The following is a 21,620-nucleotide window of genomic DNA, read 5'->3' as shown; positions in this document are numbered from 1 at the left end:
GACCATGCACATCCACGCCATAGACCATGTCGAGTTCTACGTCGGCGACGCCGACGAGGTCGCCGCGTCCCTGCGCTCGGAGTACGGCTTCGGGCTGCTCGGGTGGCTGCGCGAGGACCCCGCCCGGTACTCGGTCCTGGTGGGCCAGGGCGACATCCGCGTGCTGCTCACCGCCGCGCGCGACCCGCGGCACCCGGCCGCGGCCTACGTCGCCGAGCACGGCGACGGGCTGGCCACCATCGCGCTGTCCACGGAGGAACCAGCGGCCGCGCTGTCGGAGGCGCTCGACCGGGGCGCGGTGGTGCGCGACGGGCGGATGACCGGCTTCGGCGACGTCGCGCACGTCTTCGTCCGCCCGGGTGCCCTGCTCGAGGCGGTCGAGCCCGCGCCCGAGCCGGACCGCGCCGCACTGTCCCTTTTGGACGCGATCGACCACGTCGCGGCCTGCGTCGGCGCGGGCGAGCTGGACCGCACGGTCGCCTACTACGAGCGGGTGCTGGGCTTCAAGCAGATCTTCGAGGAGCACATCGAGGTCGGCGGCCAGGCGATGAACTCCAAGGTGGTGCAGAGCATCTCCAAGGAGGTCACGCTCACCCTGCTCGAGCCCGACACCACCGCCGAGCCCGGCCAGATCGACGACTTCCTGGCCGCCCACCACGGCGCGGGCGTGCAGCACCTGGCCTTCCGCACCGACGACATCGCCACCGCCGTGCGCACCCTGGGCGAGCGCGGCGTCGGGTTCCTGAGCACCCCGGGCAGCTACTACGACGCCCTCGAGGAGCGGTTCGAGCACACCGCCGTGCCGATCCCGGAGCTGCGCGAACTCAACGTGCTGGTGGACCAGGACAACGAGGGCGAGCTGTTCCAGATCTTCACCCAGACCACCCACCCCCGCCGGACCATCTTCTTCGAGGTCATCGAGCGCCTGGGCGCGCTGACCTTCGGCAGCGCCAACATCAAGGCCCTCTACCAGGCCGTCGAGCGCGAGCGCACCGGCGCCAACACCGAGGGAGCCACCCTGTGACCGCCGAGCTGACCGACCGCTTCACCCTCACCGACGCCGAACGCGAGGCGTTACCCACCGATGGCGAGGTCGCCGAGTACGCCGCCCGCGGCTGGTACCTCAGCCGCAAGCTGTTCACCGACGACGAGATCGACACCCTGGTCGAGGCCACCGAGCGGTTCTACGCCGGGCACACCGACCGCAGGCTCCCGGTCCGCCCGCCGAACCTGGCGTACTGGACCCCCGAGCGGGGCGATGTCCAGCGGCACAACGACTACGTGCACTACGAGAACGACGAGATCGCCGCCATCCTGCGCAAGCCGCTGCTCGGCGCCGTCGCGGCCCGGCTGGCCCGGGCCGAGGAGATCCGGGTCTGGCAGAGCACCCTGATCTACAAGCCGCCGCGCCCGGGGGAGCCGTCCAACCAGGTCCCCTGGCACATGGACCGGCACTACTGGCAGACCTGCACCTCGGACCGGATGCTCACCGCGTTCCTGCCGCTGCACGACTGCGACACGCGGATGGGCACCATCACCATGGTCGACGGCAGCCACCGCTGGGCCGAGATCCCCGGCGACGACTCCACCCGGCACTTCGCCCAGCGGGACAAGGCCGAGCTGGAGGAGCTGCTGGTGGCCAACGCCGAGCACAACGGCGCCACCGTCGAGAAGCTGCCGATGGTCATCCCCAAGGGCCACGTCAGCTTCCACCACTGCCGCACCTACCACGGCAGCGGCGCGAACCTGGCCGAGCTGCCCCGGCGGGCCGTCTCGCTGCACCTGCAGGACGGCGACAACCGGTACCGGCCATTCGTGAAACCGGATGGTTCGCCGGTCGTCTACAACCACGACGTCCTGGTCCGCCGGAATTCCGAGGGCCACCCCGACTACACCGACCCGGAGTACTGCCCGGTCCTCTGGCGCGAATAGCCCGATAATCGGAAATAGCCCGGACGGTGGACCGTCCGGGCTATTTCCGGTGGAATTCGGCGAATGCGTCAGCGCACCTGCTTGGCGAACATCTTCGTCGCCCAGGTGACGGTTATCGCGGCCAGCACGATGATGACGACCATGCCCTGCCAGACCGCCGGGTCGCCCGGGTTGCCGGTGAACAGCGCGCGGGTGCCGTTGGTGGTCCAGTAGATCGGGTTCCACTCCGCGATGCCGACCAGCCAGGCGGGTGCCAGGGTCAGCGGCAGCAGCACCCCGGACAGCAGCGACAGCGGCTGGGAGATGGTGTTGATCAGCGGGCCGAGCGCCGCCGGGCTGGGGATCAGCATGGCGATCGCGTAGGAGAACCCGCAGGCCATGAGCGCCATCAGGGCCAGCATCACGTACGCCACCAGCAGCCAGCCCAGGTCCACCGTCAGGCCGAACGGGATGGCCACCACGGTGATCACCACCGCCTGCCCCATCAGCGTCGTGACCTCGGACAGCGCCCGGCCCAGGATCAGTGCGACCCGGCTGGCCGGGGTGACCCGGGAGCGCTCGATGACGCCCGAGCGCAGCTCGGCGAGCAGGCCGAACCCGGCGAAGAAGCCGCTGAGCAGCACGAGCACCACCAGCAGGCCGGGCACGTAGACCCGGTAGGCGTCGGCGTAGCTGGTGGCGCCGGTGCTGGACAGGGCGTTCTTGAGCAGCGGCGCGAACAGCAGCAGGTAGGCGATCGGCTGGAGGAACCCGATCACCAGCCGTGCCGGTGTGCGCCCGACCAGCAGCATCTGCCGCTGGTAGACGAGCCAGGTGTCCCGGAGGAACTTCATGAGGGGTTCTCCTACTTGTCGCGCAGCGAGCGGCCGGTCTTGATCAGGAACACGTCGTCGAGGCTGGGCCGGTGCAGCTCGACGGTGTCGAAGGCGATGTCGTGGCCGTCGAGCGCGCGCATGATCTGCGGCATCGCGGTGGTGCCGTCCTCGACGTAGAGCCGCAGGCCGCCCTCGCCGACCTCCAGCTTGCGCACGTAGGAGCTGCCCTCGAGCAGCTCGGCGGCGCGTGGGGCGGCGCCGTTGAGCCCGACGGTGACCACGTCGCCCGCGACGCCGTGCTTGAGCTCGGTCGGGGTGCCCAGGGCGACGATCTCACCGTGGTCGATGATCGCGATCCGGTCGCACAGCGCGTCGGCCTCCTCCAGGTAGTGCGTGGTGAGGAAGACGGTCATGCCCGCGTCGCGCAGCCTGCGCACCTCGTCCCACAGGTGCGCGCGGGACTGCGGGTCCAGGCCGGTGGTGGGCTCGTCGAGGAAGAGCACCTTGGGCTCGTGGATGATGCCCATCGCGATGTCGACCCGGCGGCGCTGGCCGCCGGAGTAGGTCCGGCACTGCCGGTCCGCGAACTCGGTCAGCTCGAACGAGGCGAGCGCCTTCTCGCTGCGCTCGATCGCCTCGGCCTTGCCGATCCCGTACATCCGCGCCTGCAGCACCAGCTCCTCGCGGGCGGTGACCTCGTCGGTGGTGGTGCCGCCCTGCGGGACGTAGCCGACCCGCTGGCGCACCGTCCCGGGGTCCTCGCGCAGGTCGGCACCCGCGATGACGGCGTCGCCGCCGTCCGGTTCGACCAGCGTGCACAGGATGCGCGCGGTGGTGGTCTTGCCCGCGCCGTTGGGGCCGAGGAAGCCGAAGATCTCCCCCTCGGCCACCGACAGGTCGACGCCGCGCACGGCCTCCACGCTGCGGGCCTTGCGCCGTTTGCCCACGGTGAACGACTTCCGCAGGCCCTTGACCTCGATCATGACGTGCTCCCGCCTCGGCCGGCTGGTACCGGCGACTGTGCAGTGCTCTGGGCGCTCAACCGCGTGAGGGCCGCCGCGGCGGCGTCGGCGCCGCCCGCCTCGGCGAACGACGCGCGGACGCGGTGGGCGGCGGCCCGGTGGGCCGGGTCGCCGAGAACGGTGGTGACGGCCGCGCGCAGCGCGTCGGCGTCGGCCCGGGCGAACCCGACCCGCACCCCCGCGCCCGCGGCGACCACCTGGTTGGCGTTGATCGGCTGGTCGTGCCGGATGGGGGCCACGACCAGCGGGACCCCGTTGGCCAGCGACTCGCAGACGGTGTTGAGGCCGCCGTGCGAGACGACCAGGTCCATCCGGGGCAGCAGGTCGAGCATCGGCACCCTGGCCCGGGCCAGCAGGTGCGGTGGCAGGTCGGGCAGGGCGTCGGGCGGGGCCACGAACACCCCTTGCAGCCGCTCGCCCAGCGGGGCGAGCGCGGCCACGGTCTCGTGCAGGAACCGGCTGGAGACGTCGTCGGCGAGGGTGCCCATCGAGACCAGCACGTGCTCGCGGTCCGGGTCCAGCCAGTCCCAGGGGAAGTCCGGCTGCGCCGGGCGCTCGGCCAGCACCGGGCCGACCAGGGCGTAGTGCTCGGGGAAGTCCGACCCGGCGAGCGCTCGGCCGGTGGAGGCGATCACCAGGTGCGGGGAGAACCGCAGGTCGAAGTACTCCTCGGCGGGCAGTCCCGCCTTGTCCCACAGGTGTCGCACCCGGCCCTCGACCCACTCGCGCACCCGCGGCAGGCCCGCCAGCGGGTCGCCCAGGTCCATTGTCGAGCAGGCCAGGGTCGCCCAGGTCAGGCCAAGGCGGTGCGCGGCTATCGCCCCCGCGGGTGAGTGCTGGTCGACCACGAGCACGTCCGGCCGGTAGTCGGCGGCGGCCTTCTCGACCGCGGGCAGGCTGAACCGGGCGAACGGCACGATGAACCGGTCCCACACCGACTTGACCGCGGCCAGCCCGTGGTCGGACTGCGGCCGGTGCAGCCTGCTGCCGGTCGGGAAGACCAGCGCGTCCGGGCCGAGCAGCGGCCGCACGTGCAGCTCCGGGCCGCACCAGGCGACCTCGTGGCCCGCCCGGGCCAGCGCCTGGCCGACGCCGAGGCTGGGGTTGAGGTGCCCGGCCAGCGGCGGGACGACGAACAGGAACCGGCTCACCGGAGCCGGTCCTCGACGTAGTGCGCCACGTCCGCCGCGGTGAGCCCGATGATCTCCTCGAGCCCCAGGGCGGACACGTGCGCGGGCAGGTCCACCCGGTCGCCGAAGCGGCGCGCGAGCCCGGCCTGCACGGCCGCCAGGTCGACGCTGTCGAATCGCAGGTCGCCCTCCAGCGTGGCGTTCGGCGTAATTGCCGGGGGTCGTCCGCCGCAGGGCCCGACCACCTCTCGGAGTATTCCCGCGACTTCTTCGAATAGCGCCACCGCGCGACCTCCAAACACCGGTTGCGCGCCAACGTACCGCACGGGTGCGGGAGCGTCACGACAAATCTGGCGACCGTCCGGGGGAGGCGTCAAGTGGAGTATTGACAGTGTGCTGACCGCTGCCAAGAATGCGTCCAGAGCACATATGCGGCGGGGAGCAAAAGAGCATGGCGGACAAGATCCTCGTCGATTTCCACGGACCCGGTTCCGGGGTCGACGAGCTCACCTGGGGGCAGCGCACGGTCTGGCGCGTGGTCGCCAAGACCGGTCGCTCGGAGACCATGGGCGGGATCGTCGAGCTGGCCCCGGGCACCGGCGTCGAGCACTCGGCCAGGGTGCTGCGGTACGTGATGGGCAGGCACCAGTCGCTGCGCACCCGGCTGCGCTTCGACGCCGCCGACGGCGGTCCCCGCCAACAGGTCTTCGACTCCGGCCAGATCGCGCTCGCGGTGGTCGACGCCGCGGGCGCCGACCCGGCCGAGGTGGCCGCGCGGGTCAAGCGGGAGTACGAGGAGCTCGACTTCGACCACGAGCACGAGTGGCCGGTGCGGATGGCGGTCGTGGTCGTCGACGGCGCCGCGACGCACTCGGTGGCCGTCTACAACCACCTCTCGATCGACGCCCACGGGCTCGAGGCGCTGATCGCCGACCTGTCCACAATGGACCCGGAGACCGGCGGGCCGACCGTGCCGCTGGACGCCGTGCAGCCGTTGGCGCAGGCCGAGCAGCAGCGGTCGCCGGGCGCGCTGCGCAACAGCGCCGCCGCCCTGCGCTACTGGGAGCGGGTCCTGCGCACGGTCTCGCCGCTGCGCATCGAGGGCGAGTCCGACGACGTGCGCGACCCGCGCTGGGGCGAGGTGTCGCTGATCTCCCGCGCGGCCTACCTGGCGATGAAGGTGATCGCCACCCGGCTGGGCACCGACACCTCGCCGGTGCTGCTCGCGGCCTTCGCCGGGGCGCTGGCCCGCACCATCGGCAACAACCCGGTGGCCCTGCAGATGGCCGTCAACAACCGGTTCCGCCAGTCGGTCATGGGCTCGGTGTGCACGATGGCCCAGACCTGCCCGCTGATGGTCGACCTCGCGGGCGCGAGCTTCGACGAGGCCGTCGGCCGGGCCCGCCAGGCGACCATGGTCACCTACAAGTACGCCTACTACGACCCGGAGCAGCGCGCCGCGATGATCGACGCGGTCAGCGCGGACCTCGGCGGCCGGGTCGAGATGGACACCTACTTCAACGACCGCCGCCCGCCCGGGCGGCAGGAGCGCTTCACCGAGCTGCCCACCGCCGAGGAGATCCTGGCCGCCCGCGCGGACACCACGCACGAGTGGACCAAGTGGACCAACGACGACCAGGCGCTGCTCTACCTCGACATCGACGAGGCGCCGGGCGCGCTGCGGTTCGGCCTGCAGGGCGACACGCACCGGACCGCCCCGGCGCGGCTGCTCGACGTGCTCACCGAGACCGAGTCCCTGCTGGTCGCCGCCGCGCTCGACCCTGCGGCGGGCAGCGGGGTGCCGTCGTGACCGCGATCGTCGAGGTCGCGGCCCACCTGCCGCCGGACCGGCTGGCCCTCGAGGACCTGGCCGACCGGCTGGACCTCACCGAGCGGCAGATCCGGCTGTTCCGCCGCTTCCACGGTCTCTCGGAGGTCTGCCTCGACCTCGACGGCACCCTCCTGGACCTGCTCGTCGCCGCGACCGACGGCCTGGAGTCGTTGCGCGGCAACGAGAGCCGGGTGCGGTACGTGGTGTACGCGCGGGGTATGCCCGCGGCCGTGCCCTACCCGAACAACCCGCTGCACGAGATGTGCGCGAAGTTCGGCCTCGACCACGCCATGGCGTTCACCGTGACCCACCAGGCGTGCGCCACCGGGCTGCTCGCGGTCGACGTCGCGGGCAGGCTGCTCGCGGGCGAGGCCGACCCGGAGGCGTTGGCCCTGGTGGTGTCCGGGGAGAAGACCTTCACCCCGGACGCCCGGCTGGTCCAGGAGACGGCGATCTTCGGCGAGGGCTCGGCCGCCGTGCTGGTGTCCGCCGCGGGCCCGCGCGACCGGCTGCTCGCCTACACCACGACCACCCGCGGCGACTTCGACGGCAGGCTGAGCATCGACCCGACGCTGGCGGCGCGGTTCCAGAACGAGTACCACGGGCTGCTCGCCGAGGTGCTGCTGGCCGCCGTCGAGCGCGCCGGGCTGGCCCTCGACGACATCGCGGTCCTGTTGCCGCACAACGTGAACTCCGTGTCCTGGCGGCGGGTGTGCAAGCAGATCGGGTTCCCGCTGGAGCGGGTGGTGCTCGACAACGTCGCCGTCACCGGGCACAGCTTCGCCGCCGACCCGTTCCTCAACTACCGCACCGCCCACGACCAGGGGCGGCTGCGGCCGGGGGAGCGCTACCTGGTGGGCGCCGCCGGACTCGGCGCGACGTTCTCCGCGATGGTCTTCGAGCACTAGGGCACTTCGTTCGGTTGGGAGGACGCTATGACTGTCGATGAGGGCGCCGTCGCGGTGGCTGTGGCCGTGGAGGACGACTCGACCGCCGAGCTGCGCGAGCGGGTGGTGGCGAGCATGGGCGAGCTGCTGCCCAGGGTGCTCAAGCGGGAGGTGCCCGAGCTGACCCGCGACACCAGGCTGTTCACCGGGCTGGGCCTCAGCTCGGCGAGCACGCTGGAGCTGCTGCTCGAGCTCGAGGACGAGCTGGAGATCCAGATCGACGTGGAGGAGATCGACCAGGGCGACCTGGAGACGGTCGGCACCCTGGCGGCCTACATCGCCGCGCACACCGTCGCGGACGAGTGATGTTCGTCGCGGGCCCACCCGGCACCGACCCCGGCCCACCCGCGCGCCTGCGCGCCGCGGTGGCCCGGGTGTTCGACGAGACCTCCGCCACCGCGCTGGACCCGGCGCTGCGGCCGTTCCTGGTCGACCTCGTCCGCCAGTACGGCAACGCCTTGCGCGAGGACCTGCTCACCACGGGCGCCGGTCACTCGTTCGGCGAGATGGCCGAGGCGCTGCTGCCCTCGATCACCGCGCCGGACGAGCCGGTCGACCTGCTGGTGCTGGTCTTCGCCATGCACGACCTGCGGTTGGCACGGTCGACCGCGGCCTACCTGAGCGACCTGTGCCCAGGCACGCCGGTGGCGTTCGCGGTGTGCGACCAGGGGAGCGCGGCGGCGTTCACCGCGCTCCGGCTCACCCAGTCCTACCTCGGCTCGGGGTCCCGCGGGCGGGCGCTGGTCTTCGTGGTGGAGCAGTCCGCGCTGCACTACGAGTTGACCGAACCGGCGCCGGTGCCCGACCGGCACACCGCCGTAGCGCTCAAGTTCGAGTCCGCGACCGGCGGCCCGGTGGCGGTCCGGCAGCACACGGGCGTGGACGCCAAGCGGGTGCCCGGGTTGTTCGCCGAGGCCGCCCGCGCCGCGGGCGGAACGGTGATCGCCTCGAGCAGACTGGCCGAGGCGGCGCCCGGCGTCGCCGACGTCGTGGCCGCTCCCGGGCAGCCGTACACCGGAGTGTGGTGGGAGCTGGCCCAGCTGCCGCGGGACGGCGTCGTCCTGGTGGCGGACTACGAACCCGCGCTCGGCTACCTCTGCTTCTCCACTGTGGACTATGAAAAGGACGCGGTGGACTATCAGAAGGACATAGTGGACAGTGCGGCCGACACCGTGAACCATGGGGCCGACCGTTCGCTGGTGGCCGGATGAGCCCCGACACCGTGCGCGTCTGGCTGGTCGACTCCGCGCTCCCCGCGCCGGAGCTCGACCGGCTCGCCGCCACCCTCGACCCTGGCGAGCGCGCCAAGGCGGCGGAGATGGGCGCGCGGCAGCGCCGCGAGTACATCGCCGCGCACGGTGCCGCCCGCGCCATCGTCGGGCGGGCCCTGGGGATCGAGCCCGCCCGGGTGCGCTGGACGATCGGGCGGCACGGCAAGCCTGAGGTCGATGGCCTGCGGATGAGCCTGACCCGTTCGTTCGGGCTAGCCATGGTGGCCTGCGCGGACCGCCGTGCGGTCGGTGTCGATCTGCAGTGGGTGGACGACGGGCTGGACATCCCGCGCGCGGCCACCCGGTTCTACCCCGCCGACGAGGCCCGGCACGTCGGGGGGTCGCCCGCGCGCTTCACCGGTTTGTTGGCGCGCAAGGAAGCGTGTGTGAAGGCGGCGGGTGGGCGGCTGTTCCCCGGCCTGCGCCTGCCCGTGCACGACAGAACCGTTGTGTGGCAAGCAGATGGGCCTTACCGGGTGCGTGACATCCCGGCGCCGCGCGGCTACCTGGCCGCGGTGGCGTTGGCCGGGACCGAGGACTTCGAGGTGCGCGAGCACCGCTGGTGTGGACTGGAAGAGGTGGCGCCATGGTAGAGACGGTGGCCGGGGCGTTCCCCGGCGGCGACGGGTTGCCGGTGGCCACGGGTGTGCCCGGGGTCTACCTGTCCCCGGCCGGTTTCGAGCGGGTCGTCGCCCTGCTGCGCTCGGGGGTCGCGGCGCTGGCCGCCGACGAGCCGTTCGACCGGCTGGTGATCCCGCCGGTCATCTCCCGGGCGACCATCGAGCGGGCCGGTTACGTGGAGGCGTTCCCCAACCTGCTGGGCACCGTGCACGGGTACGCGGGCACCCCGTCGGGCTGGGCCCGGCTCAAGCCGCTGGTCGCCGAGGGTGGCGAATGGCATGCCCAGCAAGCGATCGGCGACCTGGTCCTGCTGCCCGCCGCCTGCTACCCGGTCTACGCCACGCTGGCCGGCCGGAGCCTGACCGACCCGGCGAAGGTGACCGTGGAGGGCACCTGCTTCCGGCAGGAGGCGACCGCCGAGCCCGGACGGCTGCGCTCGTTCCGGATGCTGGAGCTGGTCACCGTCGCCACCGACGAGCACTGCCTGAAGTGGCGCGCCGCCCGGCTGGAGCAGGTCGAGGGCTGGTTCACCGAGCTGGGTCTGGAGGTGTCGGTCGAGGTGGCCGACGACCCGTTCTTCGGCCCGGGGCGCAAGCTCTTCCAGGCGGCGCAACGGATGCAGGAGCTCAAGTGGGAGCTCAAGGTGCCGGTCGCCGACGGCCAGGTGCAGGCGGTGGCCTCGGCGAACTACCACAAGGAGCACTTCGGCGAGACCTTCGAGATCACCGCGGGCGGCGAGACCGCGCACACCTCGTGCGTCGCGTTCGGCCTGGAGCGACTGGCGCTGGCGCTGATCAACCGGCACGGCGCGGACTCCACCCGCTGGCCGGACTCCGTGCTCGCGGCGTTCGGGGAGTGAGCGGTATGTCCACAGTGGATGGTTCAGCCGGCCCGGACGGTGTCGAGCTGTACCGGAGGATCCGGTTCATCAGGCGGTTCGAGGAGCGGTCGATCGAGCTGGTCCAGTCTGGCGAGATCGTCAGCGGCATCCACCCGTGCATCGGGCAGGAGGCGGTGGCGGTCGGGGCCTGCGCCACCCTGGAACCCGACGACATAGTCCTTTCCAGCCACCGGGGTCACGGCCACCTGCTGGCCAAGGGCTGCGACCCGGGCCGGGTCCTGGCCGAGATGGCCGGGCGCGCCACCGGGATCGACGGTGGCCGGGGCGGCTCGTTCCACCCGTCGGACTTCACCGCGGGGGTCTACAACGCCACCGGCACGGTCGGGCACGGTGCGGGCATCGCGGCCGGGATCGCCTGGGCGGCGGTCAGAGCGGGTGAGCCGAAGGTCGTGCTGAGCTTCTTCGGCGACGGCGCGGTGACCCAGGGCGCGCTGCTGGAGGGCTTCAACCTGGCCGGGCTCTGGAAGCTGCCGGTCGTCTACATCTGCGAGAACAACCTCTACGCCACAACCCTTCCGGTGGAGACGGCCGTCGCGGGCACGATCACCGGGCGCGGCGCGGCGTTCGGGATCCCCTCCTCCACAGTGGATGGACAAGACGCGGAAACCGTGTACGCTGCGGTACAGCAGGCCGTTGATCGTGCGCGGTCCGGCGGCGGTCCCTCGCTGCTGGAGATGCGCACCTACCGCTACCACGGCCACCACACCTTCGAGCTCAAGGCCCGGCTCAGCTACCGCGAGCGGGCCGAGGTCGACGCCTGGAAGCGGCGGGACCCACTCGACATCCAGGCCGAGCGCGTGGATCCCGTTGTGCGCCAGGGGATCGACGACGAGGTCGAGCGGCAGCTCGACGAGGTCGTCCGGTTCGCGGTCGAGAGCCCGCGGCCCGACCCGGCCGACGCGCAGGAGTTCATGTACGCCGACGGCTTCCGCCCCCGCGCGGGAGTGTCCCTCTGATCACCGGAAAGGGGTGAGCACATGCCCAGACTGTCCTACCTGAAGGCGCTGCACCGCGCCCTCGGCGACGAGATGGACCGGGACGAGTCGGTGTTCGTGCTCGGCGAGGACATGAACCACGCGCTGACCAACGTCACCGCCGGGTTCCTGGACCGGTTCGGCCCGGACCGGGTGGTCGAGGTGCCGCTCACCGAGCAGGGCTTCACCAACTTCGCCACCGGCGCCGCGCTGGCCGGTCGGCGGCCGGTGGTCGAGTTCCAGATCCCGTTCCTGCTGCTGCTGGTGTTCGAGCAGATCACCAACCAGGCCAACAAGTTCCTGCTGATGAGCGGCGGTCAGCGCAGCGTCCCGGTGACCTACCTGTGCCCGGCCGCGGGCTGGCGCGCGGGCTGGGGCGCGCAGCACTCCGACCAGGTCTACAGCCTGTTCGCGCACATGGGCGTCAAGACCGTCCTGCCCGCCACCCCCGCCGACGCCTACGGCCTGCTCACCACGGCCATCCGCGACGACGACCCGGTGGTCGTGCTCGGCCCGCTGGCCGCGCTCGGCGTCCGCGCCGACGTCGACTACGCCGACCTCGGCCCGATCCCGCTCGGCAGCGGCCGGGTCCACCGCCCGGGCACCGACGTCACGGTAGTCGCGTTGGGACATCTGGTGCACGAAGCCCTTGCCGTGGCGGAGGAACTGGCCGAGGAGGCCTCGGTCGAGGTGTGGGACCCGCGCTCGGTCTACCCGTTCGACTGGGCGGGCTTGGCCGAGTCGGTCGCCCGCACCGGGCGGCTGGTGGTCTTCGACGACTCCAACCGCGCCTGCGGCATGGGCGCGGAGATCTTGGCCACCGCCGCCGAGGAGATGCGCCTGACCGCGCCGCCCAAGCGGGTCACCCGGCCCGACGGCGCGATCGTCGGCGCGGTCCCCGAGCTCGACGTCGCGCTGCAGCCGACCCGGGCGCAGCTGGCCGAGGCGGTCCGCGCGGTGCTCAAGAGCCCGGGCTGGTGACCGCGGTGAGCGAGCGATTACTCATCCCCTTCCAGGGGGAGGGCAGCGGCGAGGCCGACCTGACGTGGGGCCAGATCGGCATCTGGCAGGCCCTCGCGCGGTCCGGCGAGTCCCGGACCGTGGGTGGGAGCACCCCGCTCCCGCCCGGCAGCACCGTCGAGCAGGCGGCGACCGCGCTGGCCGCGGTCGTCGGCAGGCACCAGGCGCTACGCACCCGCCTGGTGTTCACCGAGGGCCGGCCCCGGCAGTGCCTGTCCGACTCGGGCGAGGTACCGCTGGAGATCGTCGACGCGGGCGCCGCCGACCCGGCCGTCGTGGCCGCTGACCTGCGGGAACGCTACGCGTCCGTGCCGTTCGACTACGAACGCGAGTGGCCGATTCGGATGGGCGTGGTGCGCCGCGACGGCGAAGTCACGCACATGGTCGCGGTCTACCTGCACCTCTCGCTGGACGCGGGCGGGCTCGACGTGCTGGTCGCCGAGTTCGGCCAGGCCAACACCGAGCTGACCCCGGTCACCGCGCTGCCGCCGCTGGAACAGGCCAGGCAGCAGCAACAACCCGCCGCACTGCGCCAGTCCGCGGCCTCGCTGCGCTACCTCGACCACGTCCTGCGCACCGCCTCGCCCAGCCGCTTCGGACCGCCCAAGCGCGACGGCGTCCCCGAGTTCCGCCAGGTCCGCTACCGCTCACCCGCCCTGCGGCTGGCCACCGACGCGGTCGCCCGGCGCGCCGGGACCAGCACCTCGCCGGTGCTGCTGGCCTGCTTCGCGGTGGCGCTGGCCCGGTGCGGGGCGAGCAACCCGGTCCTGGCGATGCTGATGGTGAGCAACCGCTTCCGGCCCGGGTTCGCCGACTCGGTGAGCTCGGTCGTGCAGATCAGCCCGTACCTGATCGACGTCGCGGGCACCACCCTCGGCGAGGCCGTCGCCCGGGCCGCGCGCAGCACGATGAACGCCTACAAGCACGCCTACTACGACCCGGACGCCCAGGACGAGGTGGTCGACCGGGTGGTGGCCGAGCGCGGTGAGCCGGTCGACTTCTCCTGCTTCTTCAACGACCGCCGCAAGTCCGACCGCGTCCCCGCCGCGGCGGCCGAGCCGACCGAGGCGGAGCTGTTCGCCGCGCTCGACCGGTCCGCGCTGCGCTGGGAGGACGGGCCCGGGCTGCCGCGGCAGAAGCTCTACCTCAACGTCGACGACCCGGCCGACACGGTCGAGCTGGTCATGTCCGTCGACACCCGATACTTCGGCGCCGCGGAGACGGAGGCCGTCGTCCGGGCCGTCGAGTCCGTCGCGGTGTCCGCCGCCCTCGACCCCGGCGCGCCCACCGGCGTGCCCGTCGAGTCCAGGTTTCCGGCGACCGTCGGAGTCCAGGCGGAATCTGTCGAGGGGGGTGCCGCATGATCGAGATCAAGTGACTCCGGTGACCGCGCGGTGACCCCTTCCCGCGCGGGGGACATCAGGTGTGCGGGGGCGGGCCACAACCGCCCCCGCACTCCTCCAATCTGCCAGCCTTCGGGGGGAGTCACCAATGCACCGGGTCCGGGCGGTGTGCGTCGTCGGCGCGGGACCGCGCGGCCTCAGCGTCGTCGAACGGCTGTGCGCCAACGCCGACGGCCCGCTGGTGGTCCACCTGGTCGACCCGTTCGTCCGGCGCGGCGGCCGGGTGTGGTCGACCGCCCAGCCCGCGTCGTTGCTGATGAACACCATCGCCTCGCAGGTGTCGATGTTCACCGACGCCAGCGTGGTGTGCGCCGGCCCGATCGTGCCGGGACCGAGCCTGTACGAGTGGGCCCGCGCGCTGCCCGCCGGGTACCCGGCGGAGATCGTCGCCGAGGCGTCGGCGCTGACCCCGAACTCCTATCCCACCAGGGCTTTCTACGGCCACTACCTCGACTGGGTGCTAGACCGGATCCGCCGCACCCCGGGCGTCGAGGTGGTGCTGCACCGGCAGCTGGCCGTCTCGCTCACCGAGGCCGACGACGGCGCCCAGGTCGTGACCCTGGCCGACCACACGGTGCTGGCCGATCTCGAGGCTGTCATCTTGGCGCAGGGACACGTGGACATGCCGCTGTGCGCGGTCGACCACTCACTCCTGGCCTTCGCGAACTCGCTGGGCCTCGCCTACTGGCCGCCCGCCAACCCCGCCGAGGTCGACCTCGAGGCGCTCGCCCCGGGTGAGCCGGTGGCCGTGCGGGGGATGGGGCTGGCGTTCTTCGACCACTTAGCGCTGCTGACCGTCGACCGGGGCGGGCGGTTCAAGGAGCGCTCGGACGGGTCGCTGGCCTACCTGGCGTCCGGCCGCGAGCCGGTGATCATCACAGGTTCCCGGCGCGGGGTGCCCTATCACTCGCGCGGGGAGAACGAGAAGGGTGCTTTCGGTAGGCACGAGCCGCTGTTCCTGACCGAGGCGGTGATCGCCCGGCTGCGGTCCGGGCCGCCGGTGTCCTTCCGCCGGGACATCTGGCCGCTGGTCGCCGCCGAGGTGGAGCACGTCTACTACACGGCGCTGGGACGCGGTCCCGACGACGTCCCGCCGGAGCTGCGCTGGGACTGGGACCGGATCGCCTGCCCGCACGGCGACCGGTCCTTCGACTCGCCCGCGGCGTTCCACGACTGGCTCCTCGACCTGCTGCGGGAAGACGTGCGGCAGGCGTTGGGCGGCAACGTCAGCGACCCGGTGAAAGCCGCACTCGACGTGCTGCGCGACCTGCGCAACGAGATCCGCCTCGCCGTGGACCACGGCGGCGTCACCGGTGCCTCCTACCGCGCCGACCTCGACGGTTGGTACACCCCGCTCAACGCGTACCTGTCCATCGGCCCGCCCGTCCGCCGGGTGGCCGAGCTGATCGCCCTCGTCGAGGCCGACGTCGTCCGCGTGGTCGGTCCCGGTATGCGGGTCGAGCGCGGCACCGACGGCTTCGTGGTCAGCTCGCCCGTGGTCGCCGGATCGGCGGTCACCGTGCGGGCGCTGGTGGAGGCCCGACTGCCCGAAGTGGACATCCGCCGCACCACCGACCCGCTGATCTCCGGGCTGCGCGCGGCGGGGGAGTGCGCGCCCTACCGGCTGCCGGGCGCGGTCGAGACCGGTGGGATGGCGGTGACCGAACGGCCGTACCGCCTGGTCGACGCCGACGGTCGGCCCCACCCGCGGCGCTTCGGCTACGGTGTTCCCACCGAGTCGGTGCACTGGGTCACCGCCGCGGGCATCCGCCCCGGCGTCAACTCGGTGATCCTCGCCGACGCGGACGCCATCGCCCGGGCGGCGCTGGCGGTGACAACCAGTGCGACCGCCGGTGTGCTTGCCCGTCCCGCCTAGAGGAGACCCGTGACCGGAACCGACAGCGGCCTGCTCGCGCCCGTGTGGGCGGGCACCGAGGCCGCCGACCTGGTGACCGACGAGGCGTGGGTGGCCGCGATGGTCACCGTCGAGATCGCGCTGGCGCGGGCGCAGGCCCGGCTGGGCGTGATCCCGGCGTCGGCGGCGGAGGCCATCGCCTCGGCAGCGGTGTCGCTGGACGTGGTCGACCTGGCCGTCCGCTCCCGTGGCGGGGCGAACCCGGTGGTGGCGTTCGTGACCGCGTTCACGGCGTGCGTGCCGGGCGAGGCCGCGGAGTACGTCCACCGCGGCGGCACCAGTCAGGACATCTTGGACTCGGCGGCGATGTTGTTGACCCAACGGGTGTTCGCGGTCGTCACCCGCGACCTGCTCCGCACGGCCGCCGCACTCGCCTCCCTGGCCGACGCGCACCGCGGCTCGGTGATGGCCGGTCGCACGCTGACCCAGCACGCCGTCCCGGTGACCTTCGGGTTGAAAGCGGCAGGCTGGCTCTCACTGGTGCTGGACGCGGTGGAGCGCTTGCGTTCCGTGGTTCTCCCCGCCCAGCTCGGCGGTGCGGCCGGGACTCTCGCGTCCTATGTGGAATATGCGGGCGCGGTGGACCACGGCATGGCGTTGAGCGCGGAGTTCGCCCGCGAGCTGGGTTTGCCAGAGGCGCCGGTGCCGTGGCACGCCCTGCGCACGCCGTTCCTGGAGATCGGCGCGGCCGCGTCGTTGGTGACCGGCGCGTTGGGGAAGTTCGCTTTGGACGTACAGGGAATGTCCCGCACCGAGGTCGCCGAGGTGGTGGAGCCGAGCGCGGAGGGGCGAGGCGTGTCCTCGGCGATGCCGCAGAAGCGCAACCCCGTGCTGGCCACGTTGATCATGTCGGCCGCGCGCCAGGTTCCGTTGTACGCCACGGTGTTGGCGCAGTCGATGCTCGCCGAGGACGAACGCGCCCCCGGCGCTTGGCACGCCGAATGGCAACCCCTGCGCGAGTGCCTCAGGTTGATCGGCGGCGCCGCGCACACGGCGGCCGAGCTGGCCTCGGGCTTGGAGGTGTTCCCGGACCGGTTGCGCGCCAACGTGGAGCTGACCGGCGGCACGATCGTATCGGAGCGCCTGAACGTGGCTCTGGCCCCGGTACTGGGAAAGGCCGAGGCGAAGAAACTGCTGGCCAGGTTGTCCCGTGAGCCGTCGTTCGCCGACGCCCTGCGCGCCGCACCGGAACTGGCCTCGGTCGATGTAGAGGCGCTACTGGACCCGGCGGGCTACCTGGGGTCGGCGGATGCGTTGGTGGACCGGGCCCTGACCCGTTACCAGGCGCTGGTGCCGTAGCCCGATCGGGTGGTTCGGTCCCCTCGCCCGCCGGTCAATCGGTATCACTGGCGCATGGACTACAGGGAGCCCACAATCCGCAGTCGCGAACTGGGCGAGGGACTGCGGTTGGCCATGGTCGGCGCGGGTATCAACGGTAAGCAGATGGCGGCCAGGCTGGGGTGGTCGACGAGCAAGGTGTCGAGGATGTTCGTCGGCAACCGGGGCGTGACCGAGGTGGACGTCGCCACCTTCCTCGGCGTGTGCGGGGTAGCGGGCGCCGAACGCGACCGGCTGCTCGACCTGTGCCGGGAACGGGACGCCAGAGGCTGGCTCCAACAACACGGCTCCCGGCTCCCCAAGCAGCTCAGGACGCTGATCGACCACGAGGAACAGGCGGTGGCCATCTCGCAGTTCGAGGTTCACCTGATCCCCGGGCTGATGCAGACCGCCGAGTACGCTCGGGAGATCATCCGGTGCACCGTGAACGTGCCCGCGCACGAGGTGGAGGACCGAGTCGAGGCCAAGCTGGCCCGGCAGCGGCTGATCTCGGCCTCCCCGCCGCCGGACTGCGTGTTCTACATCCACGAGCTCGCCCTGCGGCTCGAGGTGGGCGGTCCCGCTGTCATGTCCGCCCAGTTGCACGAACTCCTGCGGCTGTCGGTGCGCAGGTACATCAGCATCCGGGTCTTGCAGGCGCGCCACGGGGCGCACGCGGGTACCGCCGGACCCTTCCGCCTGATGGACTTCGCGGGCATCAAACCGATCGTCTTCCTGGAGAGCGAGACGTCCTGCACCTTCCTGGAGCGGTCGGAGGAGATCGCCGCCTACCGCTCGATCTTGGTCGCGTTGGCCGACACCGCGCTCGATGAGGGACAATCGAGGGAGCTGATTGCCGGCCTGGCAACCGAGCTGTACCCCGATCAGGAGGAGCACGATGAACGGGTCTGAGCCGATGGAGCCTGCCGGTGTCGTCTGGCGCAAGAGCAGCTTCAGCACCGCCAACGGCGACTGCGTCGAGGTAGCGGCCCGCCCTGCGGAGGTGGCCGTGCGCGACTCCAAGTTCAGCGCGGGGCCCACCTTGGCCTTCTCGACCTCCGACTGGCGGTCCTTCCTCGCCGAACTCTGACCACGCGGCGTCGGTGATGAGCTCGTTCGGCTGACACCCGAGCCGAACGGGCTGCCACCATGCCCGCCGAGCCCGCTCCCTGGCCACCCGTCGGCCGCGCCTCGCCTATCGTGGGAGGCGGAGGTGGTCCCGATGACCAAGCGCAAACCCCGCGGCGTCAGTGTCGAGTCCTGGGTCGAGTCCCAGATCCGAGCCGCCGCCGACCGAGGCGAGTTCGACAACCTACCCGGCACCGGGAAACCCCTCACCAACCTGCACCCGGACAACGAAACCTGGCTAGCCGACTACCTCCGCAAAGAGGGCCTGTCCGCCGAGGCCCTCCTCCCGGAAGCCCTACGCCTACGCAAGGAAGCAGAACGCCTCCCCGAGGCCGTCCGGACAGCCCCCACCGAACAGCAGGTCCGCGACACAGTCGCGGACCTGAACACCCGCATAGAGAAGTGGATGCGCTCAGGCACCGACACCCACTTCCAGGTCCGCTTCGTGGACGAGCAGTCCATAGTGGACCACTGGCACACCACGCGCGTCCGCCCGTCCCCACCACCCACCCCGGAACCGGGGCCAGAGGTCAAGCCCCGCTGGTGGCGCCGCCGTACTTCACGATGAACGCTCGGTACTCCTCGGCTTCTTCGGGCGTCAGATCATCAAACCGCACCCGAAGCAACAGCCGCAGTGCCTCGGCGATGTCAGCCAACCCCTCGACGCCCACTTGGTCGGCCGGGCCGAGCAGGTCCACGACAGCGTGCTTGCCCAACAACCTTCCGCTGATCTGACCCAGTACGAACTCCCGCGTGTTCGGGTGGAACAACGTTATCTCGCCGCCGAATCCGAGTGCATAGGCGTGCCTTCCGGCCAGAACCACGTCCTGCGCCAACACCGCAGCGTAGTATTCCGCCGAATCATCGCCGAACGATATGAGCCCGCCGTGCTGCCCATGAGACGTGGATACCATCAGGGCAATGACAATCGTGCTCCACTCGCCGACTTCCAGGGTTCGCCACAGCGCGATGGCCGACCGCCACGCTGATAGCGCCTCATCCGGCGTGTCGCCGAGTATCTCCTGGGGACTCTGGCGAGCACCCGCTGTGGCCAGGAGCACCAGGTTCGCCGAGTACACGGCCTGTGCGCGTACGGTGTCCACGGGGGTCGGGCGATACGCCTCCAACGTCGAGAACCGCCGCCTGGCTCGGAAAGTGCGTGCCAGTTCGGCCAGAATCGTTCGGAGGAGTCCGAGTTCACCCGGCAAGGTCTGCAGGATGTGGTGGGCAAAAAGGGCGATCTCCGTCCGTAGCGCCCACACCTGGTGTGAGAGCAAGGCGAACAATCGATCATCGTTGGCGCCGTCCCGGTTGTATCGCGCGGCCAGAGCGACGCGGCGGAGCTCGTGCACCACGTACCTGGCCACGAGGTACTCGCCGAAGGTAGCGTGCAGGAACTCGTATGAGCGGACCTTGACCCGCTCGATCGCTTCCGGTGCGTGCACGAAGAAGAACTCGCCGAGCACCCGCTCGCCCGCCACCGCTCGGTCAGCGCACAGGTGCCTGAGGTCCGCCTCCAGATCGGCTTCGCTCACGTGCTGGGAGCCTCGGTTGAACATGGCCAGGGCCGCTATCGAGAGGCGTTCGATCTGGTCCTCGACCGCTTTCGTCAGCGCGTCTCCGTGCGGCGGGTGCTCGGCGTGTTTCAGCACCTCGCGCCGGGCGAAACTGTCGAAGATCCGCTCATACAGCGCGGCAGTTGACAGGTCTTCGTCCAGTCTGGGGGACGTCGGGTCGGCTGCGTAGAGCGCCAGCATCAGCAGTAGGAGCGGTTGGCCTGCGATGTGCGGGTGCTGCAGCGCACCATCCAGTTTCAGCTCGCCGATCGCTCCGCTGCTGATCGCCGCCTCGTTCGCCGTTCGCCAGCGCTCCAGCCACGATCCGATCTGCCGCTTGTCGAACTGCTCTAGCTTCACCACCACCGCCCCCTCGGGGACGATGACCCGGTCCGCCACGATGGTGCGTGAGGTGACGATCACCGCCACCGGGCGTTCCTGTGCCGCCTCGACCTCCTGGAACCGCTCGACCTCTTGGAGGTAGCCGCTGCGGTCGTGCGGTGTGGCCTGGAGGAGTTCGTCCAGGCCGTCCAGCAGCACCACGCGGACCATGTCGGCGCTCTGGTCCACCAGGTCGGTCCAGCGGACGCGGTGGTTGGTCGCGTGGTCGAGGGCTTCCTGAACCTGGTTGATGATCGGCGCACCCGCCTGCACATCCCGCAGCGACACCCGCACGACCGTGTACTCGGCCGCGGGCAGTCGAGCCGCCAAGACCTTGGTGAGCAACGACTTCCCCGCTCCCGGATGACCGAGGAGCAACATCGGTGCCTGAGTCGCGGCGCGGGTCGTCAGGTACGCGGCCAGCATCAGGTCCAGCTCGTGCCAGACCGGCTGCTCGTCCCACCAGTTCTCGTCGGCCAACCGGCTGGTCGCCTGGTGCTGGGTGATCTGGTATCGCGGGGTGACGAAGATTCGCTCGATCGTGGGAAACGTGACCTCAAGATCGCCACGCTCGGTCGTCGGGACGAACGGCCGGGTCAAGACACCTTGGTTGGCGCGATGGAGGGCGATCAAGTCCGGGGAGGGCGCCTCACCTGTGCGCGGCAGGCTCAGGAGGGCTTCTAACCGGGCCAGCGCGTCGCCCTGGGTCTCGAAGGCGGTGCGGACCGAATCGTGGAGGCCGTTGATGACCGATCGGGTGGCGGCGTGTTCGTTCAGGCCCGCCCAGATCAGGAACTCCGGGACCGCCGCCGCCAGCTCCAGGTACCGCGACTCGTAGCGGCCCAGTACCCGGACCAGGAACTCGTCGTCCAGGACCGGTTTGTCCTGGTCCGGCAGGCCGCTGAAGAACTTGCCCGTGTGGTCGGCCGCCACCAGGGTCCACAGCTTGACCTGGTTGAGCTGCTCGTCGAATCCCTGCGCCGCAAGGGGTGCGGGGATCATCGCCCGGTACAGGTACTCCACTGCGGGCTGCGTCGTCACCGTGGTGATGTGCTCTTGGTCGTGCTTGGTGAGCTTCCTGCGCGGACCCAGCTCCTCCGTCAGGACCTCCAGGAATGCGGCCACCACGATCGTGCTGTGCGCCGCCTGGATCAGCTCGCGCCGCTCCAGGCCGTGCGTCCCGGTGACCTTGCCCGACAGGCCGCGCACGAGTCCGCGCAGCAGGCCCATCGCCTCGTTCTTCTGGTCGACCCAACCCCAGATCAGCACGAACAGCGCCAGCGGCGGCAACGCCACACCGCCGAGGGTGGCCAGGCCCGCGGTGGCGCCGACGCCCAGGATGCCGACGCCCAGCGCCTTGTCCAGCGTGGTGATCAGGCCGGGCTCGTGCTTGCCGAGAATGCGGAGCGCGTCGGCGAAGGTCAACGGGGGCTGCTTGCGCACCGGGCGCAGTGTA

General features: G+C 71.3%; 21 protein-coding genes. 16 read left to right on the top strand and 5 right to left on the bottom strand.

Features of this window, described 5'->3' with window-relative positions; all coding sequences use genetic code 11:
- Positions 1-4 precede the first annotated feature (4 nt).
- Complete coding sequence (gene hppD / locus QSK30_RS16725; RefSeq protein ID WP_285503798.1) at positions 5-1,024, top strand: 4-hydroxyphenylpyruvate dioxygenase; 1,020 nt, start codon at positions 5-7, stop codon at positions 1,022-1,024.
- Positions 1,021-1,932 (top strand): phytanoyl-CoA dioxygenase family protein, encoded by a 912-nt coding sequence (locus tag QSK30_RS16720; protein WP_285503796.1) that lies wholly within the window; start codon positions 1,021-1,023, stop codon positions 1,930-1,932. Before hppD ends, QSK30_RS16720 begins: the two co-directional genes overlap by 4 nt.
- Before the next feature lie 68 nt (positions 1,933-2,000).
- Here the strand turns inward: QSK30_RS16720 and QSK30_RS16715 are convergent, their stop codons facing one another.
- From QSK30_RS16715 to QSK30_RS16700, 4 genes are read right to left on the bottom strand one after another with little or no spacing between them, the layout of a single operon-like run.
- Positions 2,001-2,765, bottom strand: coding sequence for an ABC transporter permease (locus QSK30_RS16715; protein WP_285503794.1), 765 nt, complete (start codon positions 2,763-2,765; stop codon positions 2,001-2,003).
- Between the two features lie 11 nt (positions 2,766-2,776).
- Entirely contained in the window at positions 2,777-3,730 is a 954-nt protein-coding gene (locus QSK30_RS16710; RefSeq protein ID WP_285503792.1) for an ATP-binding cassette domain-containing protein, read from the bottom strand.
- The gene (locus QSK30_RS16705) at positions 3,727-4,920 is read right to left on the bottom strand and encodes a glycosyltransferase (protein ID WP_285503791.1); all 1,194 of its coding nucleotides are present in this window, start codon (positions 4,918-4,920) and stop codon (positions 3,727-3,729) included. Before QSK30_RS16705 ends, QSK30_RS16710 begins: the two co-directional genes overlap by 4 nt.
- Positions 4,917-5,144: a hypothetical protein gene (locus QSK30_RS16700; protein ID WP_285503789.1), complete on the bottom strand. Its 228-nt coding sequence runs from the start codon at positions 5,142-5,144 to the stop codon at positions 4,917-4,919. Before QSK30_RS16700 ends, QSK30_RS16705 begins: the two co-directional genes overlap by 4 nt.
- A gap of 206 nt (positions 5,145-5,350) precedes the next feature.
- Here QSK30_RS16700 and QSK30_RS16695 point away from each other — a divergent pair, with 206 nt between their 5' ends.
- The 14 genes from QSK30_RS16695 to QSK30_RS16630 all read left to right on the top strand — a co-directional run bounded on the left by QSK30_RS16695 (position 5,351) and on the right by QSK30_RS16630 (position 18,795).
- Positions 5,351-6,709 carry a condensation domain-containing protein gene (locus QSK30_RS16695; protein WP_285503788.1) on the top strand — a complete coding sequence of 453 codons (1,359 nt, stop codon included), beginning with the start codon at positions 5,351-5,353 and terminating at the stop codon, positions 6,707-6,709.
- A complete protein-coding gene (locus tag QSK30_RS16690; RefSeq protein ID WP_285503787.1) occupies positions 6,706-7,638 on the top strand; it encodes a 3-oxoacyl-[acyl-carrier-protein] synthase III C-terminal domain-containing protein in 933 nt (310 codons plus the stop codon). Before QSK30_RS16695 ends, QSK30_RS16690 begins: the two co-directional genes overlap by 4 nt.
- Positions 7,639-7,665: 27 nt before the next feature.
- Positions 7,666-7,983: a phosphopantetheine-binding protein gene (locus QSK30_RS16685; RefSeq protein WP_285503786.1), complete on the top strand. Its 318-nt coding sequence runs from the start codon at positions 7,666-7,668 to the stop codon at positions 7,981-7,983.
- Positions 7,983-8,888 carry a hypothetical protein gene (locus QSK30_RS16680; protein ID WP_285503784.1) on the top strand — a complete coding sequence of 302 codons (906 nt, stop codon included), beginning with the start codon at positions 7,983-7,985 and terminating at the stop codon, positions 8,886-8,888. The genes QSK30_RS16685 and QSK30_RS16680 overlap by 1 nt, the downstream gene beginning before the upstream one ends.
- Complete coding sequence (locus QSK30_RS16675; protein WP_285503782.1) at positions 8,885-9,541, top strand: 4'-phosphopantetheinyl transferase family protein; 657 nt, start codon at positions 8,885-8,887, stop codon at positions 9,539-9,541. The genes QSK30_RS16680 and QSK30_RS16675 overlap by 4 nt, the downstream gene beginning before the upstream one ends.
- Positions 9,535-10,428 (top strand): aminoacyl--tRNA ligase-related protein, encoded by an 894-nt coding sequence (locus QSK30_RS16670; protein ID WP_285503781.1) that lies wholly within the window; start codon positions 9,535-9,537, stop codon positions 10,426-10,428. The genes QSK30_RS16675 and QSK30_RS16670 overlap by 7 nt, the downstream gene beginning before the upstream one ends.
- A gap of 5 nt (positions 10,429-10,433) precedes the next feature.
- A complete protein-coding gene (locus QSK30_RS16665) occupies positions 10,434-11,426 on the top strand; it encodes a thiamine pyrophosphate-dependent dehydrogenase E1 component subunit alpha (protein WP_285503779.1) in 993 nt (330 codons plus the stop codon).
- A 21-nt stretch (positions 11,427-11,447) separates the two neighbouring features.
- Positions 11,448-12,425 (top strand): alpha-ketoacid dehydrogenase subunit beta, encoded by a 978-nt coding sequence (locus tag QSK30_RS16660; protein WP_285503777.1) that lies wholly within the window; start codon positions 11,448-11,450, stop codon positions 12,423-12,425.
- 5 nt (positions 12,426-12,430) lie between these two features.
- Positions 12,431-13,828: a condensation domain-containing protein gene (locus tag QSK30_RS16655; protein ID WP_285503776.1), complete on the top strand. Its 1,398-nt coding sequence runs from the start codon at positions 12,431-12,433 to the stop codon at positions 13,826-13,828.
- A gap of 127 nt (positions 13,829-13,955) precedes the next feature.
- Positions 13,956-15,743, top strand: a complete 1,788-nt coding sequence (locus tag QSK30_RS16650) for an FAD/NAD(P)-binding protein (protein ID WP_285503775.1) — start codon at positions 13,956-13,958, stop codon at positions 15,741-15,743.
- A 9-nt stretch (positions 15,744-15,752) separates the two neighbouring features.
- The gene (locus tag QSK30_RS16645) at positions 15,753-17,081 is read left to right on the top strand and encodes a class-II fumarase/aspartase family protein (protein ID WP_285503774.1); all 1,329 of its coding nucleotides are present in this window, start codon (positions 15,753-15,755) and stop codon (positions 17,079-17,081) included.
- Positions 17,082-17,135: 54 nt separating this feature from the next.
- Positions 17,136-18,011: a helix-turn-helix domain-containing protein gene (locus tag QSK30_RS16640; RefSeq protein WP_285503773.1), complete on the top strand. Its 876-nt coding sequence runs from the start codon at positions 17,136-17,138 to the stop codon at positions 18,009-18,011.
- Entirely contained in the window at positions 17,998-18,189 is a 192-nt protein-coding gene (locus QSK30_RS16635) for a DUF397 domain-containing protein (protein ID WP_285503771.1), read from the top strand. The genes QSK30_RS16640 and QSK30_RS16635 overlap by 14 nt, the downstream gene beginning before the upstream one ends.
- A 132-nt stretch (positions 18,190-18,321) precedes the next feature.
- On the top strand, positions 18,322-18,795 hold the full coding sequence (locus QSK30_RS16630; protein WP_285503769.1) for a DnaJ family domain-containing protein: 474 nt from the start codon (positions 18,322-18,324) through the stop codon (positions 18,793-18,795).
- On the opposite strand, the gene QSK30_RS16625 is transcribed toward QSK30_RS16630, so the two are convergent.
- Complete coding sequence (locus tag QSK30_RS16625; RefSeq protein WP_502871843.1) at positions 18,758-21,607, bottom strand: NACHT domain-containing protein; 2,850 nt, start codon at positions 21,605-21,607, stop codon at positions 18,758-18,760. The genes QSK30_RS16630 and QSK30_RS16625 overlap by 38 nt on opposite strands.
- Positions 21,608-21,620: the final 13 nt, after the last annotated feature.

Source organism: Actinokineospora sp. NBRC 105648 (genome assembly GCF_030269645.1).
GTDB lineage: Bacteria > Actinomycetota > Actinomycetes > Mycobacteriales > Pseudonocardiaceae > Actinokineospora.
The sequence above is the reverse complement of the archived record's forward strand: the minus strand, read 5'-3'. Positions and strand labels throughout refer to the sequence as shown.

What these genes read in the sequence shown, in the direction of transcription:
- QSK30_RS16675 (WP_285503782.1), top strand. Translation starts at nt 8,885, where the DNA reads ATGAGCCCCGACACCGTGCGCGTCTGGCTGGTCGACTCCGCGCTCCCC.
- QSK30_RS16660 (WP_285503777.1), top strand. Translation starts at nt 11,448, where the DNA reads ATGCCCAGACTGTCCTACCTGAAGGCGCTGCACCGCGCCCTCGGCGAC.
- QSK30_RS16650 (WP_285503775.1), top strand. Translation starts at nt 13,956, where the DNA reads ATGCACCGGGTCCGGGCGGTGTGCGTCGTCGGCGCGGGACCGCGCGGC.
- QSK30_RS16695 (WP_285503788.1), top strand. Translation starts at nt 5,351, where the DNA reads ATGGCGGACAAGATCCTCGTCGATTTCCACGGACCCGGTTCCGGGGTC.
- QSK30_RS16665 (WP_285503779.1), top strand. Translation starts at nt 10,434, where the DNA reads ATGTCCACAGTGGATGGTTCAGCCGGCCCGGACGGTGTCGAGCTGTAC.
- QSK30_RS16685 (WP_285503786.1), top strand. Translation starts at nt 7,666, where the DNA reads ATGACTGTCGATGAGGGCGCCGTCGCGGTGGCTGTGGCCGTGGAGGAC.
- QSK30_RS16640 (WP_285503773.1), top strand. Translation starts at nt 17,136, where the DNA reads ATGGACTACAGGGAGCCCACAATCCGCAGTCGCGAACTGGGCGAGGGA.
- QSK30_RS16710 (WP_285503792.1), bottom strand. Translation starts at nt 3,730, where the DNA reads ATGATCGAGGTCAAGGGCCTGCGGAAGTCGTTCACCGTGGGCAAACGG.
- QSK30_RS16635 (WP_285503771.1), top strand. Translation starts at nt 17,998, where the DNA reads ATGAACGGGTCTGAGCCGATGGAGCCTGCCGGTGTCGTCTGGCGCAAG.
- QSK30_RS16670 (WP_285503781.1), top strand. Translation starts at nt 9,535, where the DNA reads ATGGTAGAGACGGTGGCCGGGGCGTTCCCCGGCGGCGACGGGTTGCCG.
- QSK30_RS16715 (WP_285503794.1), bottom strand. Translation starts at nt 2,765, where the DNA reads ATGAAGTTCCTCCGGGACACCTGGCTCGTCTACCAGCGGCAGATGCTG.
- QSK30_RS16680 (WP_285503784.1), top strand. Translation starts at nt 7,983, where the DNA reads ATGTTCGTCGCGGGCCCACCCGGCACCGACCCCGGCCCACCCGCGCGC.
- hppD (WP_285503798.1), top strand. Translation starts at nt 5, where the DNA reads ATGCACATCCACGCCATAGACCATGTCGAGTTCTACGTCGGCGACGCC.
- QSK30_RS16630 (WP_285503769.1), top strand. Translation starts at nt 18,322, where the DNA reads ATGACCAAGCGCAAACCCCGCGGCGTCAGTGTCGAGTCCTGGGTCGAG.